We start from the raw sequence: 17,410 nt of genomic DNA on the forward strand, positions 1-17,410 counted from the left end.
CCCCGAGCGCGGACGCCACGTCCGCCCGTCCTCGGCCCCGGCCCCCTCAGTCGCCGCGTCGGCGCCGGTCATCGGGTCGCTGTGCACCTGCTACGGCGGCCTGGACCTCGGCGTGCTCATGGGCGTATCGCCCGGATGGGTCACAGACCTCCCGCTGCCCCGCGCCGCACAACTGCGGGCGCTGGGCAACGGCGTGGTCCCCCAGCAGGCCGCCCACGCGGTGTCGCTGCTGCTGGACGAGCTCGCCGAGCCCCTCCACATTGAGCACCGGCCCCAGGCCGGCGAGGAGGTGCTCGCGGCATGACCGCACGAAACCCGGCGGTGCCCGATCCCGGGCCCGCCCTGCGACTGCTGTTCCTGGCGGCCGGAGTGAAGCGCACCACGGTGCTGTTGCTGGCCTGTGAGGGCGAGATCCCGCGCTTCGACCTGGTGCTCTGTTCGGCGGGACTGGCGGGCCCGCCAGGGTGTGGGGGTCGTCTTGGACGCGTCGGAGACGGTGATGCCGTGAAGCTGACGGGGTTGCCGCGCACCGTGACAACCCCACCCTGCGCGAGCTGCATCGGGCCATCGTCGCGTTGCGCCGCAGTCAGCCAGACGCGCGTCGGATGCCGTGGTAATTCGATCATGCGGTGACCTGGGGCCAGCTGTTGCGCTGGGCGCACTACGCCCTCGTGGTGCACCCGCTGGACACCGCCCTGGCGGAGAAGCACTGGCAGGCGCCGCGGACCGCGCTGGACGTCTGGACTTCACCGGTCAGTCGATCGAAGGCCGAGCGACAGGAGCAGTCGCCGGTATGGGTTGATCTTTGTTCGAGACGTGCTTGGCCTGGTGTGCGACCCGCTCGACGCGAGCAGGCTCGTTGGCCCCGACGAAAGGTAACCCGACGATCTCCCCCGACTGGCTCGCCGGATTGACGCGCGACATGCTCCACAACATGATCGAGTCGGCGATGGTCGCAGCCTTGCGGATGGTTCCCGAACGGGTGTTCGATGCCGGAGGCTTCGATGTGATCCCGCAGGTCGTGGCTGGAAAGTGGCACCCGGGGTGGGCAAGCGTCGGCGTGCTAGGGAAGGATCATGCCGTGCAGACCGTTCCCGGTGTCGCCTCGCCTCTCCTGAGGAGGGTCGAACGATGACCTACCCAGTTCGCGCGGTGGGAACGATGTCGGGCACCGTGTTCACCCTGCCCGACAGGGATACGAGTTCGACGAAGGTGCGGATCTTCGGCACGTCGGCGACGATCGTCCACCGTACCCATCATGCCGAACACGGTCGTCGATGTGGTGAAGGTCTTGGTCATCTCGACTCGATGGAGTTGCTCGACGTTCTCATGGGGTTGCCTTCCGGGGAGGCGGTGCCCCTTTCCGCGGTTGGTCCGTCGAGTCTTCGTGTGCTCCGGCGGGCGCCTAGCGGAGTAGTGAACTTCACGCCCCGCTCGGTGACCCGGCTTGTCGTTCCCGTGGTGACCCCCTTGCTCGCCGTCGTGTATTCCTCGCACTGGCGTGACGGCTTGGTGCGCGCGTCCGAGTTCGCGGCTTACTGCCCGCGGATGTTCGTCGCCCGAGAGCTTCCCGAGAACGCTGATGAGGTTCTCGTCGAGGCGTCGTGGTACGGCGTTGGCGTCGCGGTAGGGCCGCGGTCCGCGCCGACCGTGGTGCTGGATCCGGAACCTCTGTCCGAGTGGCGTCCGTCCGTCGCGTGGTGGCGCTTCTGCGAGCGCGTCTACCGCCACACGCTCGACCGCTGACACTCACGGCTGGTCGGTCGGCCAGAGTGGCAGCTTGGCCCAGACCTCCAAGGGCTTCTGTGGTTTCAGCGGCTTCGCCCGCTTGAGCTGGGCGGGGATGAGGTCGTGGTTGTCGAGCGCGTTGCGGCAGATGTTCTGCCAGTACTGGGCGCGTTGACGCAGCGTCGGCGCGTCGAGCATGTCCGCCGCGTACCCGGACCAGACGGCCACGGCGTGCGCCATCGCCTCGTTCTTGTCGGTCCGCTGGAGGAACCTCGTCAGCTTCCGCTCGGCGCAGACCTCGCAGGGACAGCGAGGGGCCAGGTGCTCCTTGGCGCCGAACAGTTCAGCGAGCTTCTTGCCTTTCCACCAGCACATGAGTTCGGGGATCAGGACGCTCGGCGAGGGGTCCTGACTGAACGCCATGGACTTCTGCGGCGGCTCGACGGTGTGCCGGATCTTTCCGCCGGTGCCGATGGTGCCGGCGAAGGCGCCGTGGGCGACCAGGTCGAACGCGTTGAAGTCCGTGCGCATCGGCATGAGCTCGATCGTCGCGGCGAGCGTCCTGAGGTTGGGGATGATGCGTGCCGCGGCCTGCGCGAGCGGGTCGAACTGCTTGCCGAGCACGAGCGCGACCGGGCAGCCGATGTCGGCCAGGATCGCCGTCGTCTGGCGGATGAACTTCCGGTCGAGGAAGGAGATGTCCAGCGGTGCCACGAAGATCATGTCGTTGCGACGCAGGAGTTTCACCTGCCGTGCAGCCGCCTTGAGCGAGTCGGTGTCGCCCGCGGCGATGTACTTGGTCGGGGTGAGCGCCGCCGGCGCGCCTGCCATCAACTGCTGGTTGAGCATGTCCTCGAGGCTCGTCGGGAGCAGTTGGTGCTCGGGGGACCAGAAAGGCGCGTCCACTGTCGCGACGTGCTTCTCGTACGCGGCGGGGTCGACCAGGACAAGGCCTTCGAACCCGTCTTCGGCGAGCAACTTCATGCGGTCGTACGTCTTGGCGCCGGCGAGGACGAACCCGCTGCGTTCCAGGTTGACGTGCGGCCGCAACGCGGGCACTTGATCCGGGCGCGCGTAGATCAGCATGCGGTTGAGCAGGACGCCGACACTGCCTGCGGGGCGCTGCGGCGAGGGGAGGTCGGCGAGCTGCGCGAGCGGGCTCGCCGTTCCGTCGTTCGGCGGGGAGGAGCTCCCGTCGTGGAGATCAGTCATCGTCTGCCCCCAACACATCGTCGCCGAGCATTGCCCGGAGGTTCTCGGCGGTCGTTCCCGCCTTCGCGGCTGCGGCGTCAACGCCGCCGGTCGAGCGGACCGCGGCGGCTACGAGGGCGGGCACCACTGTCGGCGCGTCGTCCGGCAGCGGCTCGGGTTCTCCGGTCTTCCAGCCGAGTGCGGACATCTGGGTGTTGAGCGTGCGGTACCGGGAGTCCGTGATGACGGCCAAGTCGACCGCACGGCGCAGCAGCGCGGCTGCGGACATGCGCCAGTGCGCCTTCAACTGCAACAACCGGGCCGGAGTGATCGGCATGGCGCGGAGGTCGCCCCGCACCTGGGCTACCGGTGCGAGCAGTTCGCCGGCGAACGCCTGCGCCATGTCCTCCACGTCCATGTCCGGCGCGGGGGCACATGCGATGTGGCCCAATTCGTGAGCCAGGGTGAACCTTTGACGTTCGGCGGGCGCGTCGGTGTTGACCACGAACACCGGCGCCTCCCCCGGGGGGTGCAGGCTGGTCGCGTCCACCTCGCGTCCTCCGAGCGACATCGGCACCACGAGCGCGCCCACCTGTTCGGCGACCGCGGTCACGGACTCGATCGGCCCGTCCGGGAGCTTGAGCGTGCGCCTCAGCGCGCGTGCCGCGTCCTCCGGGCCGTCCATGCCTCCGACCCGCATCGGAACGAGCGTGAACTCCCGTAGGGGCACGGTGGAGTCGACCGCGAGCCTCCGGAGGTAAAGGCGCAGCAGGTTGATCCGAGCGTGCAGTCGCCGCAGCGTCGACGCCTTCGTCGACGCGCGGTTGCGGTGGTAGAGGCACCCTTCACCGAGCGACCACAGCTTCGCGTCGCTGACGAGAAGGTCCGGGGTCGCGCTCAGGGCGCTCGCGAACAACTCGAGCCGCTCCCCGGCGACCGTCAGCAAACCCTTCTCCGCACGGGAGACGTAACCCTGGCTGATCTCCGGATCCGCCTTCGCCAGCCGGGTCAGCTCCTCGGCCAGCCGCTTCTGCGTCCACCCGACCGCCTCACGTGCGGCGACCAGCAGATCCGGGTTGGCATCACCGGCCACGAAGCCGTTCATGCAGGCAAACATACGTCAGAATATTCCGACTGTCCACAACCTCTGTGGGTAGGGGCGCGCTGTGCGCCGAGGGTGACGTCGTGGGCAAGTCGCGCGGGATCGCGCTGACGTCGTTGGACAGCTCGTTGAGGTTCAAGCCGTCCTGATCGGCTCCAGAAGGAGCTCCCGGACGGTGCGGCGGGGGCTGGCGGGGACTGGTGAGCCGAAGCCGATGCGCAGGACGGTCTGTGGTTCGAGGTTTCCGCCGAGGGTGCGGCGGAGTTCTTCGCGGACGGGGCGCACTTCGATCGCCTGGGACATGAAAGAGGCCGACAGGCCGAGTGTGGTGGCGGTGAGCAGGACGCGTTGCAGTGCCTGTCCGGCTTGGAGTTCGGCGAGCGGTCCGCTGTAGAACGAGCTCAGCACCACGATGAGCGGGTCGGATTCGTAGTCCTTGCCGGGTGGCCGTTCCGCGGCTTGGAAGTCGCGCATCGCCCACTCGTCCTGGGGTGCGGGGCGCACGCCGGCGGACGTGGGTGGGATGCCGTCGCCGGTGCGCGGGCCGGTCCAGTCGGTCAGCTCGGCCCTCACTTCCGGCGCGCCGGCCTGGATCCGCTGCGCCTTGGCCACGAGTCGCTGCAATCGGGCGCGCTCGTCGCGGTCGGTCACGACGTGCAGCCACGACCGCTCGCGCTCGGCCGCCCGCACCAGCGCGTGCCGGTGCCCGACGGGTACCGGCGCGTCCCTGAACGGCTTGCGGTTGGTCCGTCGGGCCGGTATCGCCTTGATCAGTTGGCGGGTTTCGTCGTCGAGGTCGCGGTTGCCGCCTCGGCGGACCGTGGCCAGTGCCCCGGGTGTTTCGGCGCCGGGCATCAGGGTGACCAGGGGGCGGATGCCGTGGTCGCGCAGGGCGAGGCGGAGGTTGAACAGCGCCGCACCGCAGGACAGTCGCAGCTCCCGATCCTCCGGATCCGTGGCGGGAAGCCTGCGCGCCGGGTCGGCGTGCAGTTCGATGCGGTCGGGCGCGAGTCGGAACCGCCAAGGTTGGGTGTTGTGCACCGATGGGGCGAGCGCGGCGGCTGTCAGCACGTCGGTCACCTCGTCCACCGCGAGCCCGAGCACCTCGGTCACGTCTGCCATGTCGTCCCTGCCTGTTTCGCCTGGTGCAACCAACGTCTCCACTGTGCGTCGCGGTGGAGCGGGAACACACGGTCGAAGGTCCCTTTCGGGCAGGGTCCGCCGGACTTGGCCGCGCCCGGTGGTGGTGGAAGGCTGGTCCCGTGACCGGATCTGCTGACAAGGAGACACCGCACCGCCTGCTGGGCGGGCTGCGGCTGGACGAATTGCTGGACGAGGTGCGGGAGCGGCTGACCGAGATCGGCTCCACCCGGGACAAGATGCAGGGTCTGCTCGACGCGGTGCTGGCGGTCGGGGCGGGGTTGGAGCTGGATTCGACGTTGCAGCGGATCGTGCAGGCGGCGGTGGAGTTGGTCGGCGCGCGGTACGGCGCGTTGGGTGTGTTGGGCACGCAGGAGAACCTGTCGGAGTTTGTCTACGTCGGCATCGATCCGGAGACCCGTTCGCACATGGGGCACCTGCCGCGGGGCAAGGGGCTGCTCGGGCTGCTGATCAAGGACCCGCGGGCGATCCGGCTGCACGACCTGTCCGAGCACCCGGCGTCGGTGGGCTTTCCGCCGAACCACCCGCCGATGCACAGCTTCCTGGGTGTTCCGGTGAGGGTGCGCGACGAGGTGTTCGGCAACCTGTACATGACGGAGAAGATCGACGGTGGCGACTTCAGCGCCGACGACGAGGTCGTGCTGACCGCGTTGGCGGCTGCGGCGGGTGTGGCGGTGGAGAACGCGCGGCTGTTCGAGCGGTCGCGGATGCGCGAGCGGTGGCTGGAGGCCACCGCGGAGATCAACACCGAGCTGCTGGGTGGCGCCTCGGCCGACGACGCGCTGCGGTTGATCGCGCAGCGGACCCGGGAGCTGACCGGCGGCTCGATGTCGCTGATCGTGCTGGTCGACGGCGTGGACGGGCAGCGGCTTCGCATGGCTGCCGGCGCCGGTGAACGGGTCGAGGCCCTGGTCGGCGGGCTGCTGACCGGATCCGGGACGGTCGTGGCCGAAGTGCTCGCCACGGCCACGCCGACGCTCGTGGAGGACCTGGAGGGACGGCTCGGTGACGCGCCCGTCGACGCGGGCCCGGGAGTCGCAGTGCCGTTGCGGGCCGGTTCGACCGTGACGGGTGTGCTGCTGGTGGCCAGGGAGAAAGGTGGCGCCCGGTTCGGCGCGGACCAGGTGCCGCTGCTGGCGTCGTTCGCCGATCAGGCGGCGGTGGCGTTGGAGTTCGCCGAGAACCAGCGGGCGCGGCGGCTGGTGGACGTGCTGGAGGACCGAGACCGGATCGCGCGGGACCTGCACGACCACGTGATCCAGCGGTTGTTCGCCACCGGCATGAGCTTGCAGGGCGCGTTGGGCACGATTCGTGAGCCGCAGGTGCGGGAACGGGTGCGCAAGGCGGTGCACCAGCTGGACGAGACCGTGCTGGAGATCCGCACCTCGATCTTCGACCTCCAGGCGGGCGATGACCTGCCGGGCCTGCGGCGGCGTCTGCTGGACCTGGTGTCCGAGCTGACGGAGAACGCGTCGGTGACGCCCACCGTGCGGATGACCGGGACGGTGGACAACTCGGTGCCCGACGACGTCGGCGAGCACGCCGAGGCGGTGGTCCGGGAGGCGGTCACCAACGCGGTCCGGCACGCCAATGCGAAGGAACTCGTCCTCACCGTGGAGGCGGGCGACGAGTTGACCATCTCGGTCGTGGACGACGGTGTGGGCATGCCGCCGCAGGTGGCTCGCAGCGGGTTGCGCAACCTCGAACAGCGGGCCGTCGCGTTGGGCGGCACCTGTTCGGTGACCGCCGAACCCGGCGGCGGTACCCGTCTGACCTGGCAGGTGCCGCTGGCGTGACGTCCTAGCCCTCCGACGGAGGCGTGGGCTTGCGCAGGCGGGTGGCGAGGACGGCGGCCTGGGTGCGGCGTTCGAGGCCGAGCTTGGCCAACAGGTGCGAGACGTAGTTCTTGACGGTCTTCTCGGCCAGGAACATCTTCTCGGCGATCTGCCGGTTGGTCAGCCCTTCGCCGATGTAGTCGAGCACCGTGCGTTCCTGGTCGGTGAGCATCCGCACCGGGTCGCCCTGCTCGCGTTCGCGGCGGATGCGGTTGAGCAGCGCGGCCGTGGAGCGGGCGTCGAGCAGGGATTCGCCGGCCGCGACGGTGCGGACCGCAGTTTGCAGGTCGGTGCCGAGGATGCGCTTGAGGACGAACCCGGACGCGCCGGCCATGATGGCGTCGAACAGGGCCTCGTCGTCGGTGAACGAGGTCAGCATCAGGCACTTGAGGTCGGGCATGCGGGAGCGCAGCTCGCGGCACAGCTCGATGCCGTTGCCGTCGGGCAGCCGAACGTCCAGCACGGCGACGTCCGCGCCGCTCGCGTGCACCCTGGCCAGCGCTTCGGACACCGACCCGGCCTCGCCCACCACCTCCAGATCGTCCGCACTGTTCAGCAGTTCGCGTACGCCTACGCGGACCACCTCGTGGTCGTCCACCAGAAACACCCGGGCCACCGGTTTCACCCCTCTGTCTTCCGCCTGCACCGACCCTCTCCGAGGGAAGACGACCGACACAGGGTCCAAAGACCCTCCCGCTACACGCTCAACGTCCCTCCTTCCCATCTTGTCAGCGCACCGCGTGCACTGCTCGCTCGTGCTCGGCGGAAGGTGAGGCTGCGACGTCGGCCGGGTAGCGGTGTGCCACGAGGACGGGGCACGGGGCGTGGTGCAGGGCCGTTCGGGTGGCCGGACCGCGTCCGGCCAGGACGAGCAGGTCGGTGTCGGCGTACCGGGTGATCGCCTCGTGGGGGTGCATCCTGGCCAGCACCGAGGTGTGATGGGTGCCGCGCAGCACATCGTCGGCGTGGGCGACCGGCCAGACGGGGTCGTCGGCACGCACCGGCAGCGACGGTGTGGCGTGCAGGACGCGCAGCGCCACGTGCTGCCCTTCGGCGTAGGCGACGGTACGGGCCAGGGCCAGGTCGTCGTCGGCCACGTCACCGGACAGCAGCACGGTGACCCGGCGGTGGGTGCGGCGCAGGGCCTCGGCGGTGCCGCGGACCACGACGACGTCGCACACGGCGTGCTTGACCAGCGGCAACACCAGCCTGCCGAGGCCCAATGACGTGCCGTTGGCCCCGCGGTAGCCGACCACGAGGAGCCCGGCCCGGGAGCCCGCGAGCATCAGGTCGTGGACGGGGTCGGCGGTGGGTAGGTGCACTTCCAGCGGCGCCCCGGTCGACGCGGCGTGCTCGGCCGCCCACCTCAGGGCGGCCTCGCCCCAGGGGGAGCCGTCGTCTGCAACGACGACAGGCGCGGGAGTTCCGTGGGTCATGGCTTCACGGTGGTCCGCCTGATGTCGGCGGCACAGGGTCGTGGGTGGTGTTGGGCGGTGACCCAAGGGCCCTGTCCGGTGAGGACCTAGGACCACTGCCCTCGGCGCCACGGCTGCCTAGCGTCGAATCCGAGGGAGACACGCGGGTCGGCCTGCGGTCCCGACAGCGGATTCGGAGAGGAACCTGTGATGAGTGCCCCGATCGTGGTCGGTGTGGACGGTTCGGAGTCGGCGTTGACCGCCGCCAAGTGGGCGGCCGAGGAAGCCGCACGGCACCGCGTGCCGCTCAAGCTCGTGCACGCCTATCTGCTGCCCACCCGCGGCTACCCGGAGATCGTGCTGACCGGCCACGAGGTGCGGGAAGCGTTCGAGCAGCAGGGGCGGCAGTGGCTGGAGGAGGCCGCGTCCGCTGCCCGTGCGGCCGTCCCCGGGGTGGAGGTCGAGACGGCCGTCGTGATCGACCGGCCCGCCGCCGCGCTGATCGCCGCTTCGCACGGGGCACGACTGGTCGTGCTCGGCTCCCAGGGGTTGGGTGGCTTCTCCGGCCTGCTGGTCGGCTCGGTCGCCGTCGCGATCGCCGCGCACGGCAAGAGCCCTGTGGTCGTCGTGCGCGATGAGGTCCGCCGGGACGGTCCGGTCGTGGTGGGTGTGGACGGCTCGCCCACGAGCGAGGAGGCGATCGCCTTCGCGTTCGCCGAGGCGTCGCTGAGCGGCGCACCGCTCACCGCGGTCATCGCCTGGACCGACTTCCTGGTCGACAGCGCCTACCACTCGCGCTTCACCGTCGACTGGTCGCAGGTCGAGGACGAGCAGCTGCGCCTGCTGGCCGAACGCCTCGCGGGCTGGCAGGAGAAGTACCCCGACGTCCACGTGGAGCGCGTGGTCGTCCACGACAGGCCCGTCCGGGCGCTGATCGACGCGGCGGAGGATGCCCGGCTGCTCGTCGTGGGCAGCCACGGCCAAGGCGGCTTCTCCGGCATGCTGCTCGGCTCCACCAGCCAGGCACTCGTCTACCACGCTCCGTGCCCGCTGGCCGTGGTCCGCCCGACCACGGCGGAGTAGGGAGCGCACGAGCCAGCGACAAGGGGACCGGTCCGTTGACCGGTCCCCTTGTCGCGTGAACGCGCCCCATGCGGGAGTCAGGTCCGGCCGGGCGGCACGACCACGACCGGACACGTCGCGTGGCGCAGGCAGTTCGCGGTGACGCTGCCCGGGAGGAACCACAACCCGCTGTGCCCGTGGGCGCCGACCACGAGCAGGTCCGCCTGCCGGGACGCTTGTGCCAGCGCGGTCCGCGCATCACCCACGATGGTCACCTCGGCGACCGGCGGCGCACCCGGCACGACGGCACGAACCTCCTCCACGATCGCGTGGAGTTCGCGGGCCGGGTACCGGTGGCCAGGGGTGTCGGCGTGCGGGTGCACACCCATCGACGTCGCCGCCACGAATTCCGGTTCGCGCAGCCACGCCATCGTCGCTTCGACGGTGTCACCGGTCTTCACCGCTTGCACCAACGCCCAGCGCAGCGCCTCGCGACTCGCCGGCGACCCGTCCACACCAACCAGGATCATGGCCTTCTCCTCTCCGTTCACCTGGAGCGTTCGCCCTGCGACGGCATGACCGACAGGGACCTAAGCCACCACACGCCGGGGTCGATGCGCACCACCGCCCACGCCGCGCGGCCTTCAGGGCCGAAGGTCCCGGAGCCGACGGGACCGCGGCCACTGACCAGGCCGATCCCGTGTCGGGAGGCTGGAGGCGAGCACCCGAGGAGGGGACATGGAAGAGACGATCGTGGTGGGCGTGGACGGCTCACCGGTCAGCCGGACCGCGTTGCGCTGGGCCGTCGAGGAAGCCAAGCTGCGCGGCTGCGCGGTCGAGGCGGTCCTGGCCTGGCACGTGGACTACGCCATGGTGATCGGGCCGATGTCAGCCACCGTCGCCGCCGGGATGGACCGCGACAAGCTGCGCGAGGAACACCGGCGCGTGCTCGACGAGGTGGTGGCGGAGGCCGGTGGCGACGTTCGGCCCGTGCTCACCGAGGGCGACGCCCGCGACGTGCTGGTCAAGGCGGCCGAGCACGCGTCGCTGCTCGTGGTCGGCAGCCGGGGAGCGGGGCCGGTCCGCGAGGTGTTGCTGGGTTCGGTCAGTTCCTACTGCGTGCACCACGCCAACTGCCCCGTGGTGGTCATGCGCACGCCCAAGCCGGAGCACGTCGAGCCCAAGCCGATCATCACCCCGGGACCGCTGCTGTGACCGCCTCTGTGAACGTCGACCGGGCGTTGTTGGCGGACGGCTCCGTGGTCGCGCTGCGCGAGCTGGGAACCGCCGACGCGGACGCCCTGCTCGCCCTGCACCGCGACCTGCCGGTGGACGACCGCTACCTGAGGTTCTTCAGCGCCGCGCCGCGGCACCTGGACGAGTTCGTCGCCCGGCTGACCTCGCCCACCGAACCCCTGCACGTGGTGATCGGCGCGTTCGCCTCGAACGTCCTGGTCGGTGCGGCGAGCTACGTCCTGCTCGACGACGACACCGCCGAGGTGGCGTTGGTGGTAGCGCACGACCGGCAGTCCCACGGGGTCGGCACGCTGTTGCTGGAGCACCTGGTCTCCCTGGCGAGGCGGCGGGGCGTGCGGCGGTTCCGCGCCGAGGTGCTCTCGGTCAACTCGAAGATGTTGCGGGTCTTCGCCGACCTCGGTCTGGTATGGACGTCCACAGTGGATAGCGGGGAGGTCCGCGTCGACCTCGGCCTCGATCCCGGCGAGCGCTACCTGGACGCCGTCGCCGACCGCGAGCAGGCCGCCGACGTGGCCAGTCTGCGTGCGGTGCTGAAGCCGACGTCGGTCGTGGTGGTCGGCGCGGGTCGGAAGTCGTCGTCCGTGGGCAACGCGGTGCTGGCCAACCTGGTCGACGGCGGCTACACCGGCGCGCTGTACGCGGTGAACCCGCACGCCCGGCAGATCCTGGGTGTGCGGTGCCATCCCACGGTCACCGAGCTGCCTGAGGCGCCCGACCTGGCGGTGGTGTGCGTGCCCGCCGAGGCGGTCGCGCGGGTCGCCGAGGACTGCGGTCGGCGTGGGGTGAAGGCGCTGGTCGTGATCACCTCCGGCGTTGACCCCGACGGGCTGCTGGAGGTCGTGCGACGGCACGGCATGCGCATGGTCGGTCCGAACTGCGTCGGCGTGTCCAGCACTGACCCGGATGTGCGGATGGACGCCACCTTCACCCGCGACCGGACCGGGCAGGGCGGCATCGGCCTGGTCACCCAGTCCGGTGGTGTGGCGATCGCCGCGGCCGAGCAGCTGCGGCGGCTGGGGCTGGGCACCTCGGAATTGGTCTCGACCGGTGACAAGTACGACGTGTCCGGCAACGACCTGCTGCTGTGGTGGGAACGCGACGAGCGGACCCGGGCGGTGGCGCTGTACCTGGAGTCGTTCGGCAACCCGCGCAAGTTTTCCCGTCTGGCCCGGCGGGTGGCGCGACGCAAGCCGGTGCTGGCGATCCGGGCGGCGGGCAGCGAGGCCGGTCAGCGTGCCGCCGCGTCGCACACCGCCTCGACCGCCACCCCTGCCGTGACGCGGGACGCGTTGTTCCGGCAGGCGGGGGTGATCGCGGTGGACGGCGTCGGCGAGATGGTCGACGTGCTGGCCGCGCTGCACGCCACTCCGCTACCCGCTGGTCGCAATGTGGCCGTGCTCGGTAATGCGGGCGGACTCGGAGTGCTGGCCGCGGACGCCTGCGCCCACCACGGGTTGACCATCGCAGATCTGGGTCCGGACACGGTGGAGGCGCTTGAGGCGCTGCTGCCGGGCACCGCGAGCCCGCACAACCCGGTCGACACCACGGCGGTCGTGGACGACCGCACGTTCGCCCGCTGCCTGGACCTGCTGGTGGCCGATCCGGCGGTGGACGCGGTCATCGCGGTCACCGTGCCCACGGCGTTGGGCGACCCGGCCGGTGGTATCCACCCCACGTCCAAGCCGGTGCTCGCGGTGAGCGCCGACCAGGACGGGGCGGTGTCGCTGCGCGGCGACGCCATCGCCTGCTACACCGAACCCGCCCGTGCCGCCGCCGTGCTCGCCGCGCTGGCCGAGCGCGCGACGTGGTTGCGCCGCCCCGTACCGGAGCCCGCCGAGCTGTCGGGGATCGACTTGCCGACCGCCCGCGCGGTCGTCGCCGCCCACCTCGCCGTCGACCCCGCCGGTGGCTGGCTCGACCCCGACCAGGCGGTGCGGCTGCTGGGCGCGTTCGGGCTGCCGGTCCTCGGCGGAGTGCTGGTGGAGGACGCCGAGTCCGCGGTGGCCGCACAGCGGTCGTTCGGCGGACCCATCGCCCTCAAGGCCGTGGCCCGGGGACTGCTGCACAAGAGCAAGGGCGGCGGCGTGCTGCTCGACCTGGCCGGTGAGGACGCCGTGACCTACGGCTTCGAGTCACTGCGCGAGCGGTTCGGCGAGCAACTGCACGGCGTGTTCGTGCAGCCGATGGCCGACCGGGGACGCGAACTGCTCGTCGGCGTGGTGACCGATCCCCAGTTCGGCCCGCTCGTGGTGACCGGTCTGGGTGGTGTGGACACCGACCTGGTCGACGACCGCGCCGCAGCCCTCGCACCGCTGTCGGAGGCGGACGTGGACGACCTGCTGCACGGCTTCCGGGCCGCACCCAGGGTGTTCGCCGAGCACGACGAGGCGGCCGTGCGGGACGTGCTGCTGCGGGTCGGCCGGCTGGCCGAACTCGTCCCGGAGATCGCCGAACTCGACCTCAACCCGCTGGTCCTGACCGGGCAACGCGTGCTGGCGGTCGACGCCAGGGTCCGCGTCGCGCCCGCCGCACCGGTCGACCCGTTCCTGCGCAGGCTCCGCGACCCGAGGAGGACGTCATGACCGTCATCGCCACCGCCCCGGTCGAGGTGACCTACGAGTCCGGCGAGGAGTACGTGGTGCGGCTGGGCGATCACCGCCTCCGCACCGACCAGCCGCGGGACTCCGGCGGCCGCGACGCGGGCCCGAGCCCGGTCGAGCTGCTGGTCGCGTCGATGGCCGCCTGCACCGCCTTCTACGCGGGCCGGTTCCTCGACCGCCACGGCGAGACGCGGCACGGCCTGTCGGTGACCGCCCGGTACCGGACGGTCTCCGACCCGCTCGCCCGCATCGCCGAGGTGAGCCTGACCGTGCGCGTGCCGCAAGGGCTGTCCGAGCGGCACAGGACCGCCCTGCTGGCCGTGGTCCGGCACTGCACCGTGCACAACACGCTCCGGCGAGCGCCGGAGATCCTCATCGAGTTGACCGAGGTGAAGTCATGAACGCAGGTCCGATCGTCGTCGGTATCGACGGCACCCCCGCCGGCGAACGCGCGCTGCGCTGGGCCATGGACGAGGCGGCGCAGCGCAAGCTGCCGCTGCACGTCGTCAACGCGTACCAGTACGAGCCGCTGGCCGACTGGGCGATGACGTCCGAGCAGGACGCGCGGGCTCGTTCGGAGGCGCTGGTCGAGGACGCATTGCGCGCGGTGGCCGTGGGCAGGCTGGAACTCCCGCGGATCATCCGGCATTGCGTGCGGGGACCGGCCGCCGAGGCGCTGGAAGTGCAGGCGCGGGGCGCGTCGATGCTCGTGGTGGCCTCGCACAGCGGCAGCCGCCTGCGACAGGTGCTGCTCGGCAGCACCAGCGCGCACTGCGTGCGACACGCGACCGTGCCCGTGGTGGTCCTTCCTTCGGCCGACGAGCAGCACGACGGGGCGGCGGTCGGCACGGGACAGGAGGCCGGGCGATGAGAGTCCGTGACCTCATGACGCGCGACGTGGTGACAGTGTCGCCCGAGTCGCCCGCGCGTGACGCTGCGGCCCTGCTGGCCACCAAGGGGTTCACCGCCCTGCCGGTGGTCGACGGAGCCGGCACCCTGGTCGGCGTGGTGACCGAGACCGACGCGCTGCGCGACCGGCTGCCGGTCGACCCGCGCACCCTCGTGCACGGTGAACCGTCGCGGGCGCGCGCCGTCCCGCGCCGGACCGTCGCCGACGTGATGAGCGAGCCCGTGGTCGCCGCCGCGCCCGGCACGGACGTAGCCGAGCTGGCGCGGTCGATGGTGCGGCACGGCGCGCGCAGCGCGTGCGTGGTGGACGGCAAGCGGCTGGTCGGCATCGTCACCCGACGCGACATGCTGCGCGCGATCAGCCGTGACGACCGAACGCTGGCCGCCGAGGTCCTGCACCGCCTGAGCCTCTACGCCGACGCCCACCGCTGGACGGTGTCCGTGGTGGACGGCCGTGTGTCGATCGTGGACACGGTGGACGACGAGTGCGACCGACACGTGGCCGCGGTGCTCGCGGGCGCCGTTCCCGGTGTGGTCGACGTCCGCTTCCCGGAGGCCCGGCATGCCGTCGACCACGGCTGAACGTGAGGCGATGCCTCACGGTATGCCGGTGCACGAGGTCGTGCTGCTCGCCGAGACCGACGCCGACACCGGCCTGTCCGGCGTCGTGGCCGGCGAGCGGCTGGCCTCGCTGGGCCCGAACAGGCTGCCCGAGCGGCGCGGCCCCGGCCGGCTGCGACGGATGCTCGCCCAGTTCCACAACCCGCTGATCTACGTTTTGCTCGGCGCGGCGGCGTTGACCGCCGCGCTGGGCGAGACCGTGGACGCTTCCGTGGTGCTGGGCGTGGTCCTGGTCAACGCGATCGTCGGCTACATGCAGGAGGTGCGGGCCGAACGCGCCCTCGACGCCCTGGAGGCAATGGTCCGCACCGAGGCGACCGTGATCCGCGATGGCACCGCTGCGCGGATCACGTCCGACGATCTGGTGCCCGGCGACCTGGTCGTGCTGGAGGAGGGCGACCAGGTGCCGGCCGACTTGCGGATCGTGCGCACGCGCGAGTTGCGCGTGGACGAGTCCGCGTTGACCGGCGAGTCTCGGCCCGCGCACAAGGACCCGCTGCCCGTGCCGCACGACACCGCGCTGGCCGACCGCGCGAACATGGCCTACTCCGGCACGCTCGTCACCACCGGCGGCGGGCGTGGCGTGGTGGTCGCCACCGGCGCCGACACCGAGATCGGCCACGTGCACCGGCTGGTCGGCACCACGACGACCGTGCAGACGCCGCTGACCCGCAAGCTCACCCGGTTCAGCAAGCTGCTGACCGTTGTCATCCTCGGGTTGGCCGTGGTGACCGTCGTCATCGGGGTGTTGCGCGGTGAGCCGTTCGCCGAGATGGTGACCGCCGCCGTCGCGCTCGCGGTCGGTGCGATCCCCGAAGGGCTGCCCGCCGCGGTGACGGTGACTCTGGCCATCGGCGTGGCGCGCATGGCGCGGCGCAACGCCGTCATCCGCCGACTGCCCGCCGTGGAGACCCTCGGCAGCACCACGATCATCTGCACCGACAAGACCGGCACCCTCACCGCCAACGCCATGACCGTGCGCCAGGTCGTGGCCGGCGGGCAGCGATGGGACGTCGACGGCATCGGCTACTCGCCGCTCGGCGATCACCCGCCCGCGCCGGAGGCCGTGCGTGAGGTTCTGCTGGCAGGGCTGGCGTGCAACGACGCCCACGTCGTCCTCCAGGACGACCGCTGGACCGCCGTCGGCGACCCCACCGAAGCCGCGCTGGTCGTGTCCGCGCTCAAGGCCGGGTTGACGGCACAGGACGTGCCCGAACGCGTGGACGAGTTGCCGTTCACCTCGCAGCGCCGGTTCATGGCCACCCGGCACACCGGTGGCGTGGTCTACCTCAAGGGCGCGGTCGAGCGCATCTTCGAGTTCACCGGCTCCACCGACCACGCCGCCGCCGAAGAGTTGGCCGTTCGCGGCCTGCGGGTGCTCGCGTTCGCCCAGGCGCACGTGCCCGAAGACAGCCCGTTGACCGAGGACGCGCTGCACGGCGCCGTCCTGCTCGGCCTCCAGGCCATGCACGACCCACCCCGGCCCGAGGCTGTCGACGCGGTCCGCGCCTGCCAGGACGCGGGCATCGAGGTCCGCATGATCACCGGAGACCACCTCGGCACCGCCCGTGCCATCGCCGCCCACTTCTCCCTCGCCGACGACGCCGTGCACGCGCGCGTGTCGCCCGAGGAGAAGTTGAGGCTGGTCAAGCAGTTCCAGGCCGACGGACACGTGGTCGCGATGACCGGTGACGGCGTCAACGACGCACCGGCGTTGCGGCGCGCCGACATCGGCGTCGCCATGGGACGCGGCGGCACCGACGTCGCCAAGCAGGCCGCCGACATGGTGCTGACCGACGACAACTTCTCGTCCATCCGCGCCGCGGTGGAGGAGGGGCGCGCGGTCTTCGACAACCTGCGCAAGTTCATCATCTGGACCCTGCCCACGAACATGGCCGAGGGACTGGTCATCCTCACCGCGATCCTGCTCGGCACCGCCCTGCCGATCCTGCCGGTGCAGATCCTGTGGATCAACATGACCACCGCCGTCGCGCTCGGCCTGACCCTGGCCTTCGAACCACGCGAACCCAACGTCATGCGCCGCCCACCGCTGCCGCCGTCACTGCCACTGCTCACCGGCGCGCTGGTGCAACGCATCCTGCTCGTCTCCGCCGTGCTGCTGGCCGGGTCGTTCGCCGTCTTCCACCTGCACGGCGGAACGCTGGACCAGGCGCGGACGGTCGCGGTCAACGTCTTCGTCGCCGCCCAGATCGCCTACCTGTTCAACTGTCGGTCGCTGCGGGACCTCCGGCCGCACGTCGGCTTCCGCCGCAACCCGTGGCTGCCGGCCGGCATCGCCGTCACCGTCGCCCTGCAACTGCTGTTCACGTACCTCCCGGTGATGAACACCCTGTTCCACACCGCGCCGATCGGCTGGCGCGACTGGGCGGCCGTGGTGGCGCTGGCCGTCGTCGCCTACGGGGTGGTCGAAGTCGAGAAGTGGTGGCGTCGCAGCAGGTGATGGGCCGAACGTCCACCGACACGACAAAGCCGGTGATCCGGGAGCGACTCCCGGATCACCGGCTCGTG

18 protein-coding genes are annotated in these 17,410 nt (G+C 71.2%); 12 read left to right on the forward strand and 6 right to left on the reverse strand.

Annotated elements, in window-relative coordinates; translation table 11 throughout:
- Positions 1–112 precede the first annotated feature (112 nt).
- From F4560_RS04480 to F4560_RS04495, 4 genes are all read left to right on the forward strand, one after another.
- On the forward strand, positions 113–304 hold the full coding sequence (locus F4560_RS04480; RefSeq protein WP_246477724.1) for a hypothetical protein: 192 nt from the start codon (positions 113–115) through the stop codon (positions 302–304).
- Positions 301–633: a hypothetical protein gene (locus F4560_RS04485; protein ID WP_184916588.1), complete on the forward strand. Its 333-nt coding sequence runs from the start codon at positions 301–303 to the stop codon at positions 631–633. The genes F4560_RS04480 and F4560_RS04485 overlap by 4 nt, the downstream gene beginning before the upstream one ends.
- 226 nt (positions 634–859) lie before the next feature.
- Positions 860–1,135 (forward strand): hypothetical protein, encoded by a 276-nt coding sequence (locus F4560_RS04490; protein ID WP_184916591.1) that lies wholly within the window; start codon positions 860–862, stop codon positions 1,133–1,135.
- A complete protein-coding gene (locus tag F4560_RS04495; protein ID WP_184916594.1) occupies positions 1,132–1,746 on the forward strand; it encodes a hypothetical protein in 615 nt (204 codons plus the stop codon). The genes F4560_RS04490 and F4560_RS04495 overlap by 4 nt, the downstream gene beginning before the upstream one ends.
- 3 nt (positions 1,747–1,749) lie before the next feature.
- On the opposite strand, the gene F4560_RS04500 is transcribed toward F4560_RS04495, so the two are convergent.
- The 3 genes from F4560_RS04500 to F4560_RS04510 form a co-directional block, all read right to left on the reverse strand.
- Positions 1,750–2,940 (reverse strand): hypothetical protein, encoded by a 1,191-nt coding sequence (locus tag F4560_RS04500; protein WP_184916597.1) that lies wholly within the window; start codon positions 2,938–2,940, stop codon positions 1,750–1,752.
- On the reverse strand, positions 2,933–4,024 hold the full coding sequence (locus tag F4560_RS04505; RefSeq protein ID WP_184916600.1) for a helix-turn-helix domain-containing protein: 1,092 nt from the start codon (positions 4,022–4,024) through the stop codon (positions 2,933–2,935). Before F4560_RS04505 ends, F4560_RS04500 begins: the two co-directional genes overlap by 8 nt.
- Before the next feature lie 132 nt (positions 4,025–4,156).
- On the reverse strand, positions 4,157–5,143 hold the full coding sequence (locus F4560_RS04510; protein ID WP_184916603.1) for an Acg family FMN-binding oxidoreductase: 987 nt from the start codon (positions 5,141–5,143) through the stop codon (positions 4,157–4,159).
- Positions 5,144–5,283: 140 nt separating this feature from the next.
- Here F4560_RS04510 and F4560_RS04515 point away from each other — a divergent pair, with 140 nt between their 5' ends.
- Positions 5,284–6,978, forward strand: coding sequence for a sensor histidine kinase (locus F4560_RS04515; protein ID WP_184916605.1), 1,695 nt, complete (start codon positions 5,284–5,286; stop codon positions 6,976–6,978).
- 4 nt (positions 6,979–6,982) lie between these two features.
- Here F4560_RS04515 and F4560_RS04520 read toward each other — a convergent pair whose 3' ends face one another.
- Positions 6,983–7,633, reverse strand: a complete 651-nt coding sequence (locus tag F4560_RS04520; protein ID WP_184916608.1) for a response regulator transcription factor — start codon at positions 7,631–7,633, stop codon at positions 6,983–6,985.
- Positions 7,634–7,745: 112 nt separating this feature from the next.
- On the reverse strand, positions 7,746–8,453 hold the full coding sequence (locus tag F4560_RS04525; protein ID WP_184916610.1) for a putative universal stress family protein: 708 nt from the start codon (positions 8,451–8,453) through the stop codon (positions 7,746–7,748).
- A 189-nt stretch (positions 8,454–8,642) separates the two neighbouring features.
- Here F4560_RS04525 and F4560_RS04530 point away from each other — a divergent pair, with 189 nt between their 5' ends.
- On the forward strand, positions 8,643–9,515 hold the full coding sequence (locus F4560_RS04530; RefSeq protein WP_184916613.1) for a universal stress protein: 873 nt from the start codon (positions 8,643–8,645) through the stop codon (positions 9,513–9,515).
- 77 nt (positions 9,516–9,592) lie between these two features.
- On the opposite strand, the gene F4560_RS04535 is transcribed toward F4560_RS04530, so the two are convergent.
- Positions 9,593–10,024: a universal stress protein gene (locus F4560_RS04535; RefSeq protein WP_184916616.1), complete on the reverse strand. Its 432-nt coding sequence runs from the start codon at positions 10,022–10,024 to the stop codon at positions 9,593–9,595.
- Positions 10,025–10,232: 208 nt separating this feature from the next.
- Between F4560_RS04535 and F4560_RS04540 the strand changes: the two genes are divergently transcribed.
- Genes F4560_RS04540 through F4560_RS04565 form a run of 6 tightly spaced genes read left to right on the forward strand, consistent with a single transcriptional unit; the run spans position 10,233 to position 17,342 of the window.
- Entirely contained in the window at positions 10,233–10,709 is a 477-nt protein-coding gene (locus F4560_RS04540) for a universal stress protein (RefSeq protein WP_184916619.1), read from the forward strand.
- The gene (locus F4560_RS04545; RefSeq protein ID WP_184916622.1) at positions 10,706–13,333 is read left to right on the forward strand and encodes a bifunctional acetate--CoA ligase family protein/GNAT family N-acetyltransferase; all 2,628 of its coding nucleotides are present in this window, start codon (positions 10,706–10,708) and stop codon (positions 13,331–13,333) included. The genes F4560_RS04540 and F4560_RS04545 overlap by 4 nt, the downstream gene beginning before the upstream one ends.
- Entirely contained in the window at positions 13,330–13,752 is a 423-nt protein-coding gene (locus F4560_RS04550; protein ID WP_184916625.1) for an OsmC family protein, read from the forward strand. The genes F4560_RS04545 and F4560_RS04550 overlap by 4 nt, the downstream gene beginning before the upstream one ends.
- A complete protein-coding gene (locus tag F4560_RS04555; RefSeq protein WP_184916628.1) occupies positions 13,749–14,222 on the forward strand; it encodes a universal stress protein in 474 nt (157 codons plus the stop codon). The genes F4560_RS04550 and F4560_RS04555 overlap by 4 nt, the downstream gene beginning before the upstream one ends.
- On the forward strand, positions 14,219–14,842 hold the full coding sequence (locus tag F4560_RS04560; protein ID WP_184916631.1) for a CBS domain-containing protein: 624 nt from the start codon (positions 14,219–14,221) through the stop codon (positions 14,840–14,842). The genes F4560_RS04555 and F4560_RS04560 overlap by 4 nt, the downstream gene beginning before the upstream one ends.
- A gap of 10 nt (positions 14,843–14,852) precedes the next feature.
- The gene (locus F4560_RS04565) at positions 14,853–17,342 is read left to right on the forward strand and encodes an HAD-IC family P-type ATPase (protein ID WP_184916634.1); all 2,490 of its coding nucleotides are present in this window, start codon (positions 14,853–14,855) and stop codon (positions 17,340–17,342) included.
- The last annotated feature ends 68 nt before the right edge of the window (positions 17,343–17,410 follow it).

The organism is Saccharothrix ecbatanensis (genome assembly GCF_014205015.1).
GTDB classification, from domain to species: Bacteria; Actinomycetota; Actinomycetes; order Mycobacteriales; family Pseudonocardiaceae; genus Actinosynnema; species Actinosynnema ecbatanense.